The sequence below is a fragment of the Streptomyces sp. NPDC001868 genome, assembly GCF_040297125.1.
Taxonomy (GTDB): Bacteria; Actinomycetota; Actinomycetes; order Streptomycetales; family Streptomycetaceae; genus Streptomyces.
In genome coordinates, this window is sequence record NZ_JBEOYO010000002.1 from 194,773 (window position 1) to 212,476 (window position 17,704).

A 17,704-nucleotide genomic window follows, 5' to 3' on the forward strand; every position below is an offset into this window, starting at 1 on the left:
CGTTACGCCTGTGTCACATGACCTGATCATGAGGCGTTACGCCCGCCACACACGGCCGCGCAAGGGGTTGTGAGGGCGGGTTCCGGCCGTTGTACCGGAAGGAGGTGTGGCGGTCCGTGTCGCTGTTGGGCCGAACGGGTGACCATGCGTAAGAATTGGCTGATGCAGTCATTCAGTGCGAGCCAGGGGGAAGGCCGGTGAACAGGGTGAACAGCCACGATGTCACCGACGAACAGTGGGAGGGGCTCGCCCAGGTCGTGCCGTTGCGGGGCCGGGACGCCTGGCCGTCCGCGGTCGGCCACCGGACCATACCGGAAGCCGAGACCGAGGCCCGGCGCCGCTTCGTGGTGCTGCGCATCAACGTCTTCGCGGACGCCCGCGAGGTGGCGGAGACGCTGATGGCGGGCATTCCGGTGCTCCTGGACCTGTCCGGCGCGGAGTCCGACACCGCCAAGCGCGTGCTGGACTTCAGCACAGGGGTTGTTTTCGGCCTGGCCAGCGGAATGCACCGGGTAGACCGAAACGTGTTCCTTCTCACGCCCCCGGGAACCGAGGTGCGGGGGTTGATGGAGGGGGCGGGGGTTCCTGGGGTGTGATGTGGGGCCGGAGTGCCTCGGCGCGTGCTGGGGTGCGCCCGGGGCGCGGGGCGTGACATGAGAGCCCCGGGCCGTGGAAGTGCACCGTAAAGAGCCCGGGCTCTGGGGTGTGACGGCGCCCGGTGTCGGCGCGCTCCCGGGCGGTCTCGTCCGGGGCTCGCGGTCGGCCGTCAGCGCCCCCGCCCCGTTCAGGGCGCTCCCTCGATCGTAGGAAGATCCACTGGGTGGAACGGTTTGCCTGGTGGAAGGGCCCCTACGGTCCGCATATGACCGTGTCATCCCTGTCGCCGATGCTGCCCGGTGCGGACGCCGGGGCGCGTCCGGAGCGGCCGAGCGTCACCGAGTTGCGGCTCTCCGCCTTCGCCGGGCACCGGGGCGTCCACCTTCCGTTGGGGCCGCTGACCCTGCTCGCGGGGCGCAGCGGCAGTGGCAAGACGACCGCGCTGCGGGCGTACGAGGCGCTGGCGCGACTCGGTGGTGGCGCGGGTCTCGGCGAGACCTTTCCCGAGCCGGGCGGCTGTGTTCCGGAACGGGCCCGCCCCGACGCCCAGCGGCGGCGCGGATTCCGTATCGGCTGCACGGCCGACGGCCCCGAGGGGCCCGTACATCTCGACGTCGCCGTCCAGGCCGAACCCGAACTCCGCATCGTGGGCGAGCGGTTGACGGCCGGCGGCCTGACCCTGCTGCAGACGGCGCTCGTCGACCCGAGCCGTCCGGTCGTCCAGGCCTCCTGGCACACGGCCGGCTCGTCCCCGGTCACCCGCGGCCCGCTGCCCGACGACCGCCTCGGCACCGCGCTGCTCCCGCTGCGCGTCGCCGGCAAGACGGACGGCCAGCGCCGGGTCCTCGCCGCCGCCGAACAGATGGTGGTCGCCCTCCGCTCGGTCTACGCCTGCGATCCGCGCCCCGGCCGGATGCGCGCCGCCGTGCCGCTCGGCTCCGGACGGCTGCTCCGGAGCTGCGACAACCTCGCCGACGTGCTGTGGCGTACGCGGACGGAGTGCGGCCGGCGGCACGCGCTGCTCGTCGGCGCCGTTCGCGACGGCTGCGTGGGACCGGTCCTCGATCTGCTGGCCGAGCCGCTGCGCGACGGCGCGGTACGGGCGGTGCTGGACCGGGGCGACGGGGTGCGGACGGCCCTGGGTCTGCTGGGGGACGGGGAGTTGCGGTATCTCGCGCTGGCGCTGGTGCTGTTCACCGGCCCCGGGGTGCTGGAGGTGGACCCGGTCGCGGAGGTTCCGGCGGCCCTCCAGACCCTCACGGTCCTCGCCGACGGCTTCGACCGGGCCCTCGACCCCAGGCAGGCCCTGGAGTTGGTGCGGCTGGCGGCCCGGATGTGCGAGCGCGGGCACATCCGGCTGGTCGGCGCCGTGAGCGACGGGTCCTGGGCCGCCGGGGTGGCGGGGGTGACGGTGGTAGACCTGAACCGTGAAAGATCCTGAATCCGCGCCGAAGCCCGACCTGGCGGCCCTGCAGCGGCGGCTCGCCGAGTTCGCCGCCGCCCGCGACTGGCAGCGGTACCACACGCCCAAGAACCTGGTCTCCGCGCTGAGCGTCGAGGCGTCCGAACTCGTGGAGATCTTCCAGTGGTTGACGCCGGACGAGTCCGCGCGCGTGATGTCGGACCCGGAGACCGCCCACCGGGTCACGGACGAAGTCGCCGACGTGCTCGCCTACTTGCTCCAGCTCTGCGAGGTGCTGGGCATCGACCCGTTGTCGGCGCTGGATGCGAAGATCGACCGCAACGAACGGAGATTTCCGGCGCGGGAGAAGCCCTGACGGTGCTTGACGCTGATCGCGTCCATCCGGTTGTCACTCTCCGGAGTTGAAATGTTGTCCACAGCCGACTTGTTATCCACAGATTTCGGGCTTCCTCTGGCTTTCTGTCTCAGCGGACCTCACTGTGGGTAATGAACAGGCAAGAGTTCGGGCGGACGTGTGAGAGCGCGTCGGGACAGGTCGGGGGCAGCGCATGGATGCGGTGCGGCTCATCTTGGCGAGCAGGAGTGCTCTGGCGGGCAGCGTCGAGGGGCCTCAGCTCATGGCGGAGGCGTGGCAGTCCTATGCCCTCGCCCAGGCGATCGGCAGCCGTCTCGCGGTCTCGGGACCCCCGGAACTGCGCGGTGAGGCCCTCGGCCTCACCGAACTGGCGGGCAGCGGCTGCGGCATACTCGGCGCCCCGCCGCTCGGCGTGGGCGATTTACGCGCCGCCCAGCTCACCGAGTTGGGCGACGCCCACGAGTCGCTGCTGCGGCTCGGGGTCCTGCTGGGGGAGGTCGGCATCGCGCTCGTGGGGATGGCCAGCGGCGCGGACGACGAGGCGACGTACTGGCAGTGCATGGAAGCGATCGACGCGGCGGACGAGGCCCGAGACCGAGTACTGGAAATGCTGCGCCGCCTGGCCGTGAGAGACCAGGTCCTCTCGGAAAGAGACGCGGCAGCGGGCTGAGTCCGCCACCAGCACGCCTTCGGGCCGGGCAACTGTACGACCGGGCCAAGGCCGGCAGGCGCGCGGGTAACCGTACGACCACGCCCAGGCCCTTCAGGGGCGCGGGCAACTGTACGACCACGCCTGTGCCCCTTCAGGGGCGCGGGGGAACTGCGCGACCACCCCAAGGTCTTCAGGGGCGCGGGGAACTGCGCGACCAGCCCCCACTCACCCGCAGCCGAACAACACACCCCCGCAGCCCGCCAACCCCCACCGGCAGCCCGCCAACTCCCACCCGCAGTCCAACACCTCGGCCGGGCGGGCCCGAAGCGGGGCGCAACCCCGGGGTGGCATGGCGAACGCCCGGCCGCGAAGGGGCCGGGCGTCAGGCGTCATGACTCGGGGAAGGTCAGGCGGTGTCGCTCTCCTCCGCGGCAGCGACCCGCGGCGCCGCCAGATCCGCGTCGAGCTGGGACAGGTCCGCGTTCAGGGCAGCCATCAGCTCCTCCATCTGCTGGAGCAGACCCTTCGGCTGCGCAGGCACGGCGGCCTGCTCCGGCACGGCTTCCTGGGACATGTGACGGCCTCCTCGGCCCTCGCCCCCCGAGGGGGCACGTGTGCAGGCGTCCCGGCAGCGCCGCCGGCGACGGGTGCCGGGCGGTCCGGCTCCTCCCGAGCAACGATCACCGTTCCCGCCGGTCACTGGCCCGAGCCCGCCCCATGCGCCGGATTGACGGATTTTCACCCGACCGTGGCCCCATGACGCCTGTGGGACCGGTGCCGTTGACCGGGGGCCGAGCGTGCAGGATGGAGGCATGGATCTTCGCATCTTCACCGAGCCCCAGCAGGGGGCGACCTATGACACCCTCCTCACCGTCGCCAAGGCCACCGAGGACCTGGGCTTCGACGCCTTCTTCCGCTCCGACCACTACCTCCGCATGGGCTCGACGGACGGCCTGCCCGGCCCCACCGACGCCTGGATCACCCTGGCCGGACTCGCCCGCGAGACCAAGCGCATCCGCCTCGGCACCCTGATGACCGCCGGCACCTTCCGGCTGCCCGGCGTGCTCGCCATCCAGGTCGCGCAGATCGACCAGATGTCCGGCGGCCGGGTCGAACTCGGCCTGGGCGCGGGCTGGTTCGAGGAGGAGCACAAGGCGTACGGCATCCCCTTCCCCAAGGAGAAGTTCGGCCGTCTCGAGGAGCAGCTCGCCATCGTCACCGGGTTGTGGGCCACCGAGGTCGGCAAGACGTTCTCGTACGAGGGCACCCACTACCAGCTGACCGACTCGCCCGCGCTGCCCAAGCCCGCGCAGGCCAAGGTGCCGGTCCTCGTCGGCGGCCACGGCGCGAGCCGTACCCCGCGGCTCGCCGCGCAGTACGCCGACGAGTTCAATATGCCGTTCGCCTCGATCGAGGACAGCGAGCGCCAGTTCGGCCGGGTCCGCAAGGCCGCAGAGGAGGCAGGCCGCAAGGCCGACGACCTCGTGTACTCGAACGCCCTGGTCGCCTGTGTCGGCAAGGACGACGCCGAGGTCGCCCGCCGTGCCGCCGCGATCGGCCGCGAGGTCGACGAGCTCAAGGCCAACGGCCTCGCGGGCTCCCCGGCCGAGGTCGTCGACAAGATCGCCCGCTACCAGGCCGTCGGCTCCCAGCGCCTCTACCTCCAGATCCTCGACCTCGACGACCTGGACCACCTGGAGCTGATCTCCGCACAGGTGCAGTCCCAGCTGTCGTAGCGAGGGCACCCGAGGGAGCCGTTCCGCGCCCCCACGCCCCTCAAGGGGGTGCGGGGGCGTGTTCCGTACAGGGCTCCGTACCCGCGCGCCGGCCGGCAGGCCGCTTGACTCTCCCACGGAGGGAGAGTCAAGGGTGGGGCACATGCGTATGGACGACGGGTCGCGGCCCACGTGGAGCATCGGGGCCGTGGCGCGACAGGTCGGGCTGCCGGTGAAAGTGGTCAGGCACTGGTCGGACGCGGGCGTCGTGGCGCCGGTCGGCCGGACCGCCGGCGGCTACCGCCGCTACGACACCGCCGGTGTGGCCCGGCTGCACCTGGCCCGCACTCTGCGGGACCTGGGGATGGGGCTCGGTGAGATCCGGGCCGCCCTGGACCGAGAGGACGGGCTCACCGAGGTGGCGGCCGCGCACATCGAGGCCCTGGAGGCGCAGATCCGCCGTCTGCGGACCCGCCAGGCCGTCCTGCGCACCGTCACCCGCCGCACCACCCATGAAGGACTCGCTCTCATGACCCGTACCGCCCATATGTCCCCCGACGAACGTCGCGAGCTGGTCCACGACTTCCTCACCGACGCGCTCGGCGATCTGGATGTGCCCCACTTCCGCGAGGGGCTCCTCGCGGCCGGCGCCGACCTTCCGGACGATCCCACCGACGAGCAGGTCGAAGCGTGGCTGGAGCTGGGCGAGCTGGTCGCCGGCGGGGAGTTGCGGGCCGCCATGCGCCGTATCGCGGAGTACGCCGCCCGCCAAGGGCACGGAGCGCGGGACTCCGCCGCGGCGGACGAGATGCGCGCCCTCACCGACCTCTGGACCGCACGCGTCCGCACGGCGATGCGAGCCGGCACGGCGGCGGACTCCCCGGCCGCCGACCGGGTCGTCGCGGAGATCGTCGCCGCCTGGCTGCCCAGCCGCGCGAACCCCGAACCCGCCGTGACCTCCGACGGCGCCCCGGCGCGCAGACTCCTGCACGACCAGCTCACCGCGGCCACCGAACCCGCCGTCGAGCGCTTCTGGCAACTGCTGTGCGTCCTCGGCGGCCGCCCCGCGCCCGCCGGGATCGCCGGGGCGGGACAGTGGCTGACCACCGCGCTGCGTGCCAACCCCGCGCCCGGCGCGCGCGACGCCCGGCTCGAAGCCCTCTACACGGACGACACCGACCCCTGGCCGGGCGGTGTCCTGGATGCCTTCGCGCGCGTCCAGGACACCGTGGGCACGCTCGTGCGCGCGACGGCGCCGGACCGCTTCGGCCTGCCGACTCCCTGCGAGGACTGGACCGTACGGGATCTGCTCGACCATCTGGTGTGGGAGAACATCATTTGGGGCGGCCTGGCCCAGGGCACGCCCCCCACCGACGGCCACACCGACGACCACCTCGGTGACGACCACATCGCCGCGTTCGAGACCGCCGCCGCCCGGGCCCGCGACGCCTTCCGGCAACCGGACCTCCTGGACCGCTCCTTCGGCCCGGCCCCCGGCCGTCGCGTGGTCGAGCAGCTCCTCGTCGAACTGCTCGTGCACGGCTGGGATCTCGCGACCGCCCTCGGCCACGGCCGTGACCTGGTTCCCGACATCGCGCGCGCCGCCCTTCCCGTGGTCCGGGACATCTACGGCGACCTGCCCCGCACCGCCGGAGGCTCCATCGCCCCGGTACAGTCCACATCCGAGCACGCTCCCGCCCTCGACCAGGTGGCCGCCTTCCTCGGCCGTCGCGTCCCGGAGGGCCGGCCTTCCTGACCGCTGGTTCCGGAACGGCCGCACGCGGTGGGCGTGCGGAAAATGCCTGAGTGCGGTCCGAGCCTTCCCTGTACGTTGGGGACGCGCGCCGAAACGGGACGATGCGTAGATATCCGCAGCTCAGACACCCACCACGAGGCAACCCCACCGTGTTCCTGACGATCAGTACCACCGGCACCCCAGAGCGCCCCGCGACAGACCTCGGGTTCCTGCTGCACAAGCATCCTGACAAATCGCAGGCGTTCTCCACCTCCTACGGCAAGGCGCACGTCCTCTACCCCGAGGCGGACGTCGAGCGGTGCACGGCCGCGCTGTTGCTGGAGGTGGACGCGGTGGCGCTGGTCCGGCGCGGCAAGGGCAAGGGCCGTGGCGGGGCACCGGACGCGGCGCTCGCGCAGTACGTCAACGACCGCCCGTACGCGGCCTCCTCCCTTCTCGCCGTCGCGCTGAACGACGTCTTCTCCAGTGCCGTGCGCGGACAGTGCAAGGCCCGGCCCGAACTGCCGGAGCAGACCCGCCCGCTGCGCGTCGAGATACCGGCGCTGCCCGCGCGCGGTGGCCCGGACCTCGTCGTCAAGCTCTTCGAGCCGCTCGGCTGGACGGTCACCGTCGAGGCGGTGGCGCTGGACACCGAGTTCCCGGAGTGGGGCGCCTCCCGCTACGTACGGCTCGTGCTGGAGTCGGAGTCGCTGACCCTGGCCGAGGCGCTGCGCCACCTGTACGTCCTGCTGCCGGTCCTCGACGACACCAAGCACTACTGGGTGTCCTCCGACGAGGTCGACAAGCTGCTGCGCGCGGGCGAGGGCTGGCTCCCGGCCCACCCGGAGCACCAGCTGATCACCAGCCGTTACCTGTCCCGCCGCTGGTCGCTGACCCGGCAGGCCATGGAGCGCCTGGAACTCGTACGGCTGGCCGAGGCCGACGACAGCGAGGTCGAGGAGATCGACAACGCGGTCGAGGAGACCGAGGAGACCGAGGACGGGGAGGCGGCGAACCAGACCGAGGGCCAGGCCGAGGAGAAGGCGGCGCCGCTGGCCGTCCAGCGCCGGGACGCGATCCTCGCCGCGCTCAGGGACTCCGGTGCCGCACGTGTCCTCGATCTCGGGTGCGGCCAGGGCCAGTTGGTGCAGGCGCTGCTCAAGGACGTCCGTTTCACCGAGATCGTCGGTACGGACGTGTCGATGCGCGCGCTCACCATCGCCTCCCGCAGGCTCAAGCTCGACCGCATGGGCGAGCGCCAGGCCTCCCGCGTCCAGCTCTTCCAGAGCTCCCTCGCCTACACCGACAAGCGGCTCAAGGGGTACGACGCCGCCGTGCTCTGCGAGGTCATCGAGCACCTCGACCTGCCCCGGCTGCCCGCCCTGGAGTACGCGGTGTTCGGCTCGGCCCGCCCCCGGACCGTCCTCGTGACCACCCCGAACGTCGAGTACAACGTGCGCTGGGAGACCCTCCCCGCCGGTCACGCCCGGCACAGCGACCACCGCTTCGAGTGGACGCGGGAGGAGTTCCGCGCCTGGGCCGGCAGGGTGGCCGAACGGCACGGCTACGACGTCGAGTTCGTGCCCGTCGGACCCGACGACCCGGAGGTGGGCCCGCCCACCCAGATGGCCGTCTTCGAAATGAGCACAGCCGGCACCACGACCACGACCACGTCCACGTTCACGAACGAGAAGGAGGCGAAGGCGGCATGAGCGAGACCACTCAGCAGACCCCCGAGGGGCGCGTGCTGCCCGTCACCGACCTCTCCCTCGTGGTGCTGATCGGCGCCTCCGGCTCGGGCAAGTCGACGTTCGCCCGACGGCACTTCAAGCCCACCGAGATCATCTCCTCCGACTTCTGCCGGGGCCTGGTCTCGGACGACGAGAACGACCAGAGCGCGACGAAGGACGCCTTCGACGTCCTGCACTACATCGCGGGCAAGCGTCTCGCGGCCGGCCGCCGTACGGTCGTCGACGCGACCAGCGTGCAGTCGGAGTCCCGCAAGCAGTTGATCGAACTGGCGCGGAAGCACGACGTGTTGCCGATCGCCATCGTGCTCGACGTGCCGGAGGAGGTGTGCGCCGAGCGCAACGCGGCCCGCACCGACCGCGCCGACATGCCGCGCCGCGTGATCCAGCGCCACACCCGCGAACTGCGCCGTTCTCTCCGGCACTTGGAGCGCGAGGGCTTCCGCAAGGTGCACATCCTGCGCGGTGTGGAGGACGTCGAGCACGCCACGGTCGTCACCGAGAAGCGCTTCAACGACCTGACCCACCTCACCGGCCCGTTCGACATCATCGGCGACATCCACGGCTGCGCGAGCGAACTGGAGTCGCTGCTCGGCAAGTTGGGCTACGTCGACGGCACGCACCCGGAGGGCCGTACGGCTGTCTTCGTCGGTGACCTCGTCGACCGGGGCCCGGACAGCCCGGGCGTGCTGCGCCGCGTGATGTCCATGGTCGGCTCGGGCGACGCGCTCTGCGTGCCCGGCAACCACGAGAACAAGTACGGCCGTTACCTCAAGGGCCGCAACGTCCAGCACACCCACGGACTCGCCGAGACCATCGAGCAGATGGAGGGCGAGAGCGAGGAGTTCAAGAAGCAGGTACGGGAGTTCATCGACGGCCTCGTCAGCCACTACGTCCTCGACGGCGGCCGGCTGGTCGTCTGCCACGCCGGTCTGCCGGAGAAGTATCACGGCCGTACGTCGGGCCGGGTCCGCAGCCACGCGCTCTACGGCGACACCACCGGCGAGACCGACGAGTTCGGGCTGCCCGTGCGCTACCCGTGGGCGGAGGACTACCGGGGCCGCGCGGCCGTCGTCTACGGCCACACGCCGGTTCCGCAGGCCACATGGTTGAACAACACCATCTGCCTCGACACGGGCGCCGTCTTCGGCGGCAAGCTGACCGCGCTGCGCTGGCCGGAGCGCGAACTGGTCGACGTACCGGCCGAGCAGGTCTGGTACGAACCGGTCAAACCGCTCGCCACGGAGGCGCCCGGCGGGCACGAGGGACGGCCGCTGGACCTGGCGGACGTGCACGGCCGCCGGGTCGTCGAGACCCGGCACGCGGGCCGGGTGTCGGTCCGTGAGGAGAACGCGGCCGCCGCCCTGGAGGTCATGAGCCGCTTCGCGGTCGACCCGCGCCTGCTGCCGTACCTGCCGCCGACCATGGCCCCCACGGCCACCTCGCACATCGAGGGCTACCTGGAGCACCCGGCCGAGGCGTTCGCGCAGTACAAGGAGGACGGCGTCGCGCGGGTCGTGTGCGAGGAGAAGCACATGGGGTCGCGGGCCGTCGCCCTGATCTGCCGTGACGCGGACGCGGCCCGCGAACGCTTCGGCGTGGACGGCCCCACCGGCTCCCTCTACACCCGTACCGGCCGCCCGTTCTTCGACGACGAGGCCCGCACCGAACTGGTCCTCGGCCGGATCCGCGAGGCCATGACGGCGGCCGGGCTCTGGGCCGAACTGGACACGGACTGGGTGCTGCTCGACGCCGAGCTGATGCCCTGGTCGCTGAAGGCGTCCGGGCTGCTGCGCACCCAGTACGCGGCCGTGGGCGCCGCCTCCGGCGCGGTGTTCCCGGGGGCGCTGACCGCCCTGGAGGGCGCGGCGGCACGCGGTGTGGACGTGGGCGACCTGCTGGGCAAGCAGCGCGAGCGGGCTGCCGACGCCGCCGCGTTCACCGACGCGTACCGGCGCTACTGCTGGCCGACCGAGGGCCTGGACGGCGTACGCCTCGCCCCCTTCCAGATCCTCGCCGTGCGGGGCCGCAGCCTCGCCGCGCTCCCGCACGACGAGCAGCTGGCCCTCATCGACCGGCTCGTCGAGTTCGACGTCAGCGGTCTGCTGCAGACCACCCGGCGCCTGTTCGTCGACACCGGCGACGAGGCCTCGGTGCGGGCCGGCATCGACTGGTGGCTGGAGATGACCGGCCGCGGCGGCGAGGGCATGGTCGTCAAGCCGGTCGGGGCGGTCGTACGGAGCGACAAGGGCCGACTGGTCCAGCCGGGCATCAAGTGCCGGGGCCGGGAGTACCTGCGGATCATCTACGGCCCGGAGTACACCCGCCCCGAGAACCTCGCCCGGCTGCGCGGCAGGTTCCTCAACCACAAGCGGTCACTCGCCCTCCGTGAGTACGCCCTGGGCCTGGAGGCCCTGGACCGGCTCGCCGAGGGGGAGCCGCTGTGGCGGGTGCACGAGGCGGTGTTCGGGGTACTGGCCCTGGAGTCGGAGCCGGTCGACCCCCGTCTGTGATATCCGCGATTCCCCGGATATCCCCGTTCCGCGACGCACGGCATCCTCGTTCCGTGACGTACGGCCGCCTCACAGGCGCCGGGTGGACCCGCGCCTGTGAGGCGACAATGCGGCTGATAATGTCGCAGCCAGGCGTGGCCGTGCACTGCGTTCGAATGGTTCCAGCGGTTCCGGCAGTGCTCGGGGGACAGTGATCGCGGCCAGTCGCAGGCGATCGCTGTCACCCGAGTCGGTCCCATCGGTCCCATTCGAAGGTATGTGGGGTTCCCCATGCGTCGCAGTACCACGCGGTCCGTCACCCGGCCCGGTTCGCGGTCCGGGCGAGAGCGATCGGCACTCGACGCCGCGTACGACGAGTGCCGCCGTCTGGTCCGCACGACCCGCCCCACCGAGCACGCCCTGATGCAGCTCATGCCCCCGGTGGCCCGCCCCGCCTGCTGGGCCCTGTACGCCGCCTTCTCCCGCGCCGACGACCTGATCGACTCCACCGAGGGCACCCCGGAGGAGCGCGGCCGGCGGCTCACGGAGTGGCGGGCCGCGCTGGAGGCGGACCTGGCGAGCGGCACCAGCGAGGACCCGATCCGGCTCGCGCTGACCGACTCGGTGTGGCACTGGGGGCTCGACCTCGGCGACCTGCTCGGCGCCCTGGACGCGGTCCAGCGCGACGAGCGCCGCGAGGGCGTCGCGAACTGGCGGGAGTGGCGCGAGCGCGCCCACTCCCAGAACATCAGCTGGCCCGAGCAGTTGATGCGGATGCTGGTCCGGGTCGGACTGCCCGTACCCGTACGGCTCCGTGACCTCCCCGGCTTCACCCGTTTCGTGGACGGGCTGTTCCTCACCGACATGCTCCGTGACCTCCGCGAGGACCTCGACGCCGGACAGGTGTGGTTCCCCGCCGATGTCATGGACCGCTTCCAGGTCACCCCGGCCGAGCTGATCTCCCGGGAGTGGACCCCCGCGGTCCGGGAGCTGATCGCGCACCTCACCGGCCAGGCCCGGGAATGGCTGGAGGGCTCCCGCCGGGCGCTGCGGAACACGCTGCCGCTCGGCCCCGCCATCGTGCTCGACAGCGCCGTCGAACTGTTCGGCGCGGAGCTGGACGCGATCGTCCGGACCGGTTCGGCCGTGCTGCACCGCCCGGTCCGCGTCCCCCGGCACACCGAGTGGCGGATCCTCGGCCCCGCCCGGGCACGGGCCGCCGTGGTGTGGCGGCTGACGCTGCCGCCCGGCAGGAACGACACCCCGGCGCGAACGGCCCCCGGCGGTGACTCGGCCGACGCCACCGCACCGGACCTGCTCACCGGCCCCGGACTGCCCACCACCCGGATCGCCGAACCACCTCTCCCACCCCGCCCGCACCGCGACGGCGCCCGCCCGCCGGCCATAGCCGAGGCCCACCTCCCGCAGCACGTGGCGATCGTCATGGACGGCAACGGCCGCTGGGCCACCGGCCTCGGCCTGCCCCGCGACGAGGGCCACCGGGCCGGCGCGGTCGCCCTCCGGGACGTCGTCCAGGGCGCACTGGAGATCGGCCTCGCCCATCTCACCGTCTACGCCTTCTCCACCGAGAACTGGAAGCGGTCGCCCGACGAGGTCTCCAAGCTCTTCGCCATCATGCGCTCCGAGCTCCTCGACGGCGAACTCCTCGACCACGACGTACGCCTGCGCTGGGTGGGTTCCCCCGACGGCCTCCCGGACGACGTGGTGGAAGTCCTCCGCGCCCAGGAGCACGCCACCCGCCACCGCACCGGCCTCACCCTCAACGTCTGCGTCAACTACGGCGGTCGCGCCGAACTCGCCCAGGCGGGCGCGGCGTTGGCCCGTGCCGCACTGGCCGGCGAGGTCGACCCCGCCCGGGTCTCGGAGCAGCTCTTCGCCGCCCACCTTCCCCACCACGCCCTGCCCGACGTCGACCTCCTGTGGCGCACCAGCGGCGAGATCCGCACCTCCAACTTCCTCCCCTGGCACGCCCACTACGCCGAACTCCACTTCACCGACCAGCCCTGGCCGGACGTGGACCGCCGCGATCTGTGGGACGCGGTCGTCGCCTACACCCACCGCAAACGCCGCAAGGGCGCGGCGTCGGCCCCGGCGGACAAGTAGGCCGAGCCGCCGGCCGCGGAGCTCGGGGGTTCGGGTGCGTTGTCGGGTGCGGGTGAGTGGGGGCTGGTCGCGCAGTTCCCCGCGCCCCTAAAAGCTTCAGGCCCCGGGGGGCCTGAAAAGCAGTGGGCGCAGCCCCTGCTTTCAGGGGCGCGGGGAACTGCGCGAGAACCCCCACCGAACCCGCACCCACCCACCCACCCACCCACCCCGCGCGGAGCGCGAAGGGGGTCGAAGGGACGCAGCCCCTGAAGGATGGGACGGGTAGGGGCGGCGGGGGCGACCCCACGCGTCAGCCCACCAACCGCAACCGAACCCCCGCCACCCCCACCCGCACCACCTGCCCCCACGTCAACTCCACCGCATCCCCCTCCATCCCATCCCCGAACACGACGAACCGATCCGACTCCACGGTGAGCGAAAGCCGCCCACCCCCCGACAGCACCCCCGCCACCATCGACGTCCCCGTGGCCGGCGAGGGCCAAGCCTCCCGCACGAACCACACCAACCGCGCCTCGCTCACCCCCGGCAACACCAGTTCACTGGCCCGCTCCTGCCACACCGACCGAATCCACCCACTCGCCCCGGTCCCCGTCCCCACCAGCACCCCGGACGAGGCCTGGGGCTCGACGACACCCCTGTCGCCGTCGAGCCCCAGGCGATACCGGGCGGTCTGATGCCCCGCCGCGCCGAGGTAGATCTCGTTGAGCGCCACCAGTCGCTGCGTGTCGTCCGCGACGGCCTCGACCATGGTCAACTCATCGGCCTGAGCCCCGTGCCGCACCGAAGAGGCGAGCAACTTCCCGGCCTGCTCGGGCCGATGCCGCACCAGCACCCCCGGATTGCGTCGGGGATCGGGATTGATCCCCACCACCGGCTGCCCCGCGAGGTACTTGGCGACATTGGCCACCAGCCCGTCCTGGCCGACGACCACCACGACGTCCTCGGGCGCGAACAGGAACCGGTCCAAGTCACGCCGCTCGACCCGAGCCTGACGCCACGTCAGCGGCAGCGAGGACGCGACCTCGGCCAGCGCCCCGCGCTCCCGCCGGTGCCGCTCGGCCACGTCCTCGATGTCCCGCCCCCGGGACCGCAGGAAGAAGGCGGCCTGCCCGTGCGTACCGTGCCGGGCCACCAACTCCTCGTACTCGGTGGTGCGATGGACCAGCACCACCCGAGGCGCGAGACTCACGCCGCGTCCCCTCCGCTGCCCGCCCCGCCGCCGAGCTTCGCGAGCAGCCCGGTCAGCACGTCCGGCGACACCGTCACGCTCTCGATCCGCGGCAGGTTCTCCGCGAGCCGTGTCCCGGTCAGCGCGTGCAGCGTCGCCGCGTCCACCTCGGCGTGCACACGCAGCCACGCCGCCTGGGCCTCGGCCCGCGCCTCACCCACCGCCCGCGCGGCCCGCGCCTCCGCCTCGGCCAGCTTGACCTGCCGTACCGCCTCCGCCTCGGCGAGCTTCACACTCCGCGCCGCCTCCGCGTCCGCGAGCCGCACCGTCCGCTCGGCCTCCGCCTCGGTCAGCCGTACCGTCCGGGCCGCCTCCGCGCCCGCCTTCACCGCGTCCGCCGCGGCCCTCTCCTCCGCCTCGCGTCGCGCGTTCGTGCCCCGCTGCTCGACCAACTGCTCCTCGCGCCGGGCGAGTTCGATCTGACTGGCCAGCTCGTTCTCCGCGATGGCCCGCTCCCGCTCGACGGCCACCGCGCGGCGCTCGTACGTCGCCTTGTCCGCCTCCTGCTGGATCTGCTCCCGGGCCGGGGTGCGCAGCGCCCGCTCCACCTCGGGCTCGGGCCGCAGCGCCACCACGCGTACGGCCACGATCTCGATGCCGGTGGCCGGCAGCCGGGGCTCGGCCGCCAGCCCGCTCGCCACCCGCTCCCGTACCGCCGCGACCCCGTCGACCAGGGCCGACGCCAGCGTCGTACGGGCCAGGACGTCCAGCGCGTGCTGCTGGGCGGTCTCCGTCAGCAGTGTCGACAACTGCTCCAGGGGAGCGCCGCGCCACACCCCCGTGTCGGGGTCGATGGAGAAGTCGAGGCGGGCGGCGGCGATCGCCGGGTCGCTCACCCTGTACGTCACCGTCGCCTGCACCGCCACGTCCTGGAAGTCGGACGTACGGGCATGGAAGGTCATCGCCAACTCCCGGTCGTCCACCGGGACTTCGGAGAGCGCGGCGCTCAGCGACCGGTACCAGAAGCTCAGCCCCGGGCCGTCGTGCACAAGCTGCCCGGAACGGTGGTGACGGATGTGCGCGGTGGGCGCGCCGCGCAGATGCCGCCAGCCGAGCCGTCTGGTGATGTCGGCCATGGATGATCCCCCTCGTGACGACTGGGCGACACCGATGAGTGCCACCCCGATTAATGTCACTTAGACGATAATGGAGTGGCCTGCTTATCGTCAAGGGGACGAGATGAGTGAGAGTGAAGGGTTCCGATTCGGCCGACCGGTGGGTGAACACGCGCCCGAATGGTCAGGATGAGGGCATGGGATTCCATGTCGACTCCGAGGCCGGGCGCCTGCGCCGCGTCATCCTGCACCGGCCGGATCTTGAGCTCAAAAGGCTCACCCCCAGCAACAAGGACGCGCTGCTCTTCGACGATGTGCTGTGGGTGCGCCGGGCGCGCGCCGAGCACGACGGATTCGCCGACGTGCTGCGCGACCGGGGCGTCGCCGTCCACCTCTTCGGCGACCTCCTCACCGACGTCATGCGCGTCCCCCTGGCCCGCGAACTGGTCCTCGACCGGGTCTTCGACGAGAAGGAGTACGGCCCGCTCGCCACGGACCACCTCAGGGCCGCCTTCGAGTCGCTGCCCCTGACCGAACTGGTCGAGGCCCTCGTCGGCGGTATGACCAAGCGCGAGTTCCTCGACGCGCACATGGAGCCGGCCTCCGTCCGCTTCCACGTCATGGAGCTGGACGAATTCCTCCTCGACCCCCTCCCCAACCACCTCTTCACCCGCGACACCTCCGCCTGGATCTACGACGGGGTCTCCATCAACGCCATGCGCTGGCCCGCCCGCCAGCGCGAGACCGTCCACTTCGAGGCGATCTACCGGCACCACCCCCTCTTCCGCGACGAGACGTTCCATGTCTGGTCGGAGGGCCAGGCCGACTACCCGTCCACCATCGAGGGCGGTGACGTCCTCGTCATCGGCAACGGCGCCGTCCTCATCGGCATGAGCGAGCGCACCACCCCCCAGGCCGTCGAGATGCTCGCCCACAAGCTCTTCGCCGCCGGTTCCGCGCGGACGATCGTGGCCCTCGACATGCCGAAGCGCCGGGCCTTCATGCATCTCGACACCGTCATGACCATGGTCGACGGCGACACCTTCACCCAGTACGCCGGACTCGGCATGCTCCGCTCGTACACCATCGAACCCGGCGTCGGCGAGAAGGAGCTCAAGGTCACCGACCACCCGCCGGAGCACATGCACCGCGCGATCGCCGCCGCGCTCGGCCTCGACGCCATCCGGGTGCTCACCGCCACGCAGGACGTCCACGCCGCCGCCCGCGAGCAGTGGGACGACGGCTGCAACGTCCTCGCCGTCGAACCGGGCGTCGTCGTCGCCTACGAGCGCAACGCCACCACCAACACACATCTGCGCAAGCAGGGCATCGAGGTGATCGAGATCCCGGGGAGCGAGCTGGGGCGGGGGAGGGGCGGCCCACGCTGTATGAGCTGCCCGGTGGAGAGATCCGCCGTATAGAAATGTGGAACATCGTATAGACTTCCATCCTTCCTTACGCTGTCCCTGTCCCGTCGACCCAGGAGCGCCCCCATGGCGACCGTTCCCCACGCCCTCGCCGGGCGCCACTTCGTCAAGGAGCTGGACTTCACCGCGGAGGAGTTCCGCGGGCTGATCGAGCTGGCCGTGGAGCTGAAGGCGGCCAAGAAGGCCGGAGCGGAGACCCAGCACCTGCGGGGCAAGAACATCGCGCTCATCTTCGAGAAGACCTCGACACGCACCCGCTGCGCGTTCGAGGTCGCCGCGGCCGACCAGGGCGCCCGGACGGTGTACCTCGACCCGTCCGGCTCGCAGATGGGCCACAAGGAGTCGGTGAAGGACACCGCACGGGTGCTCGGCCGGATGTTCGACGCGATCGAGTACCGCGGCGACAGCCAGGCGAACGTCGAGGAGTTGGCCGCGTACGCCGGAGTGCCGGTCTACAACGGCCTCACCGACGACTGGCACCCCACCCAGATGCTGGCCGACGTGATGACCATCACCGAGCACGGCGACAAGCCGCTCGACGAGACGGTCTTCGCGTACCTCGGCGACGCCCGCTTCAACATGGGCAACTCGTACCTGGTCACCGGGGCCCTGCTCGGAATGGACGTACGGATCGTCGCCCCGCAGGCGTACTGGCCGGCCGAGGAGATCGTCACCCACGCGCGCAAGCTCGCGGAGATCAGCGGGGCGCGGATCACGCTCACCGAGCACATCCACGACGGGGTCGAGGGCGCCGACTTCGTCGCCACCGACGTCTGGGTGTCGATGGGGGAGCCCAAGGAGGTCTGGGACGAGCGCATAGGAGCGCTCTCCCCGTACGCCGTGACCATGGACGTCCTGCGCACCACCGGCAACCCGGACGTCAAGTTCCTGCACTGTCTGCCGGCCTTCCACGACCTCGGCACGAAGGTCGGCCGCGAGATCCACGAACTGCACGGTCTCGACTCGCTGGAGGTCACGGACGAGGTCTTCGAGTCGGAGCACTCCGTCGTCTTCGACCAGGCGGAGAACCGGCTGCACACGATCAAGGCGGTACTGGTGGCGACGCTGGCCTGACCGGAGGGGCGCCGCCCCTTCGGCCCCGGGGGCTGGGCCCGGAACCGCCCCTGAGCTGCCGCATATGCTTGCCGCAGTC

14 protein-coding genes are annotated in these 17,704 nt (G+C 71.8%); 11 read left to right on the top strand and 3 right to left on the bottom strand.

The genetic code is table 11. The features are described 5' to 3' along the window. Positions 1-206 precede the first annotated feature (206 nt). From ABT147_RS03325 to ABT147_RS03340, 4 genes are all read left to right on the top strand, one after another. Positions 207-596, top strand: a complete 390-nt coding sequence (locus ABT147_RS03325; protein ID WP_351402708.1) for a cell division protein SepF — start codon at positions 207-209, stop codon at positions 594-596. Between the two features lie 266 nt (positions 597-862). After that, entirely contained in the window at positions 863-2,038 is a 1,176-nt protein-coding gene (locus tag ABT147_RS03330; RefSeq protein WP_351402248.1) for an AAA family ATPase, read from the top strand. Further along, positions 2,025-2,375 (top strand): nucleotide pyrophosphohydrolase, encoded by a 351-nt coding sequence (locus ABT147_RS03335; RefSeq protein ID WP_351402250.1) that lies wholly within the window; start codon positions 2,025-2,027, stop codon positions 2,373-2,375. Before ABT147_RS03330 ends, ABT147_RS03335 begins: the two co-directional genes overlap by 14 nt. Before the next feature lie 193 nt (positions 2,376-2,568). Beyond that, on the top strand, positions 2,569-3,045 hold the full coding sequence (locus ABT147_RS03340; RefSeq protein ID WP_351402252.1) for a DUF6099 family protein: 477 nt from the start codon (positions 2,569-2,571) through the stop codon (positions 3,043-3,045). A 388-nt stretch (positions 3,046-3,433) separates the two neighbouring features. Here ABT147_RS03340 and ABT147_RS03345 read toward each other — a convergent pair whose 3' ends face one another. Further along, positions 3,434-3,601 carry a hypothetical protein gene (locus ABT147_RS03345; RefSeq protein ID WP_351402254.1) on the bottom strand — a complete coding sequence of 56 codons (168 nt, stop codon included), beginning with the start codon at positions 3,599-3,601 and terminating at the stop codon, positions 3,434-3,436. A gap of 238 nt (positions 3,602-3,839) precedes the next feature. On the opposite strand from ABT147_RS03345, the gene ABT147_RS03350 reads away from it, so the two are divergent. From ABT147_RS03350 to uppS, 5 genes are all read left to right on the top strand, one after another. Continuing rightward, positions 3,840-4,763, top strand: a complete 924-nt coding sequence (locus ABT147_RS03350) for an LLM class F420-dependent oxidoreductase (protein WP_351402256.1) — start codon at positions 3,840-3,842, stop codon at positions 4,761-4,763. Between the two features lie 142 nt (positions 4,764-4,905). Next, positions 4,906-6,498: a TIGR03086 family metal-binding protein gene (locus ABT147_RS03355; protein ID WP_351402258.1), complete on the top strand. Its 1,593-nt coding sequence runs from the start codon at positions 4,906-4,908 to the stop codon at positions 6,496-6,498. Positions 6,499-6,647: 149 nt separating this feature from the next. Then, a complete protein-coding gene (locus ABT147_RS03360) occupies positions 6,648-8,189 on the top strand; it encodes a 3' terminal RNA ribose 2'-O-methyltransferase Hen1 (protein ID WP_351402260.1) in 1,542 nt (513 codons plus the stop codon). Next, entirely contained in the window at positions 8,186-10,738 is a 2,553-nt protein-coding gene (locus tag ABT147_RS03365; RefSeq protein WP_351402263.1) for a polynucleotide kinase-phosphatase, read from the top strand. Before ABT147_RS03360 ends, ABT147_RS03365 begins: the two co-directional genes overlap by 4 nt. A 270-nt stretch (positions 10,739-11,008) precedes the next feature. Further along, positions 11,009-12,841 (top strand): polyprenyl diphosphate synthase, encoded by a 1,833-nt coding sequence (gene uppS / locus ABT147_RS03370; protein WP_351402265.1) that lies wholly within the window; start codon positions 11,009-11,011, stop codon positions 12,839-12,841. 289 nt (positions 12,842-13,130) lie between these two features. On the opposite strand, the gene ABT147_RS03375 is transcribed toward uppS, so the two are convergent. Both ABT147_RS03375 and ABT147_RS03380 read right to left on the bottom strand, forming a co-directional pair. Next, positions 13,131-14,030 (bottom strand): NAD(+)/NADH kinase, encoded by a 900-nt coding sequence (locus tag ABT147_RS03375; protein ID WP_351402267.1) that lies wholly within the window; start codon positions 14,028-14,030, stop codon positions 13,131-13,133. Then, positions 14,027-15,145: an SPFH domain-containing protein gene (locus ABT147_RS03380; protein ID WP_351402269.1), complete on the bottom strand. Its 1,119-nt coding sequence runs from the start codon at positions 15,143-15,145 to the stop codon at positions 14,027-14,029. Before ABT147_RS03380 ends, ABT147_RS03375 begins: the two co-directional genes overlap by 4 nt. Positions 15,146-15,321: 176 nt before the next feature. Here ABT147_RS03380 and ABT147_RS03385 point away from each other — a divergent pair, with 176 nt between their 5' ends. Further along, a complete protein-coding gene (locus ABT147_RS03385; RefSeq protein WP_351402272.1) occupies positions 15,322-16,545 on the top strand; it encodes an arginine deiminase in 1,224 nt (407 codons plus the stop codon). A 72-nt stretch (positions 16,546-16,617) separates the two neighbouring features. Further along, complete coding sequence (gene argF / locus ABT147_RS03390; RefSeq protein ID WP_351402274.1) at positions 16,618-17,625, top strand: ornithine carbamoyltransferase; 1,008 nt, start codon at positions 16,618-16,620, stop codon at positions 17,623-17,625. The last annotated feature ends 79 nt before the right edge of the window (positions 17,626-17,704 follow it).

Bases quoted from the DNA above. Each gene is read 5' to 3' on its own strand.
- ABT147_RS03330 (WP_351402248.1), top strand. From the start codon at position 863: ATGACCGTGTCATCCCTGTCGCCGATGCTGCCCGGTGCGGACGCCGGG.
- ABT147_RS03340 (WP_351402252.1), top strand. From the start codon at position 2,569: ATGGATGCGGTGCGGCTCATCTTGGCGAGCAGGAGTGCTCTGGCGGGC.
- ABT147_RS03380 (WP_351402269.1), bottom strand. From the start codon at position 15,145: ATGGCCGACATCACCAGACGGCTCGGCTGGCGGCATCTGCGCGGCGCG.
- ABT147_RS03355 (WP_351402258.1), top strand. From the start codon at position 4,906: ATGCGTATGGACGACGGGTCGCGGCCCACGTGGAGCATCGGGGCCGTG.
- ABT147_RS03345 (WP_351402254.1), bottom strand. From the start codon at position 3,601: ATGTCCCAGGAAGCCGTGCCGGAGCAGGCCGCCGTGCCTGCGCAGCCG.
- ABT147_RS03350 (WP_351402256.1), top strand. From the start codon at position 3,840: ATGGATCTTCGCATCTTCACCGAGCCCCAGCAGGGGGCGACCTATGAC.
- ABT147_RS03365 (WP_351402263.1), top strand. From the start codon at position 8,186: ATGAGCGAGACCACTCAGCAGACCCCCGAGGGGCGCGTGCTGCCCGTC.
- ABT147_RS03385 (WP_351402272.1), top strand. From the start codon at position 15,322: ATGGGATTCCATGTCGACTCCGAGGCCGGGCGCCTGCGCCGCGTCATC.
- argF (WP_351402274.1), top strand. From the start codon at position 16,618: ATGGCGACCGTTCCCCACGCCCTCGCCGGGCGCCACTTCGTCAAGGAG.
- uppS (WP_351402265.1), top strand. From the start codon at position 11,009: ATGCGTCGCAGTACCACGCGGTCCGTCACCCGGCCCGGTTCGCGGTCC.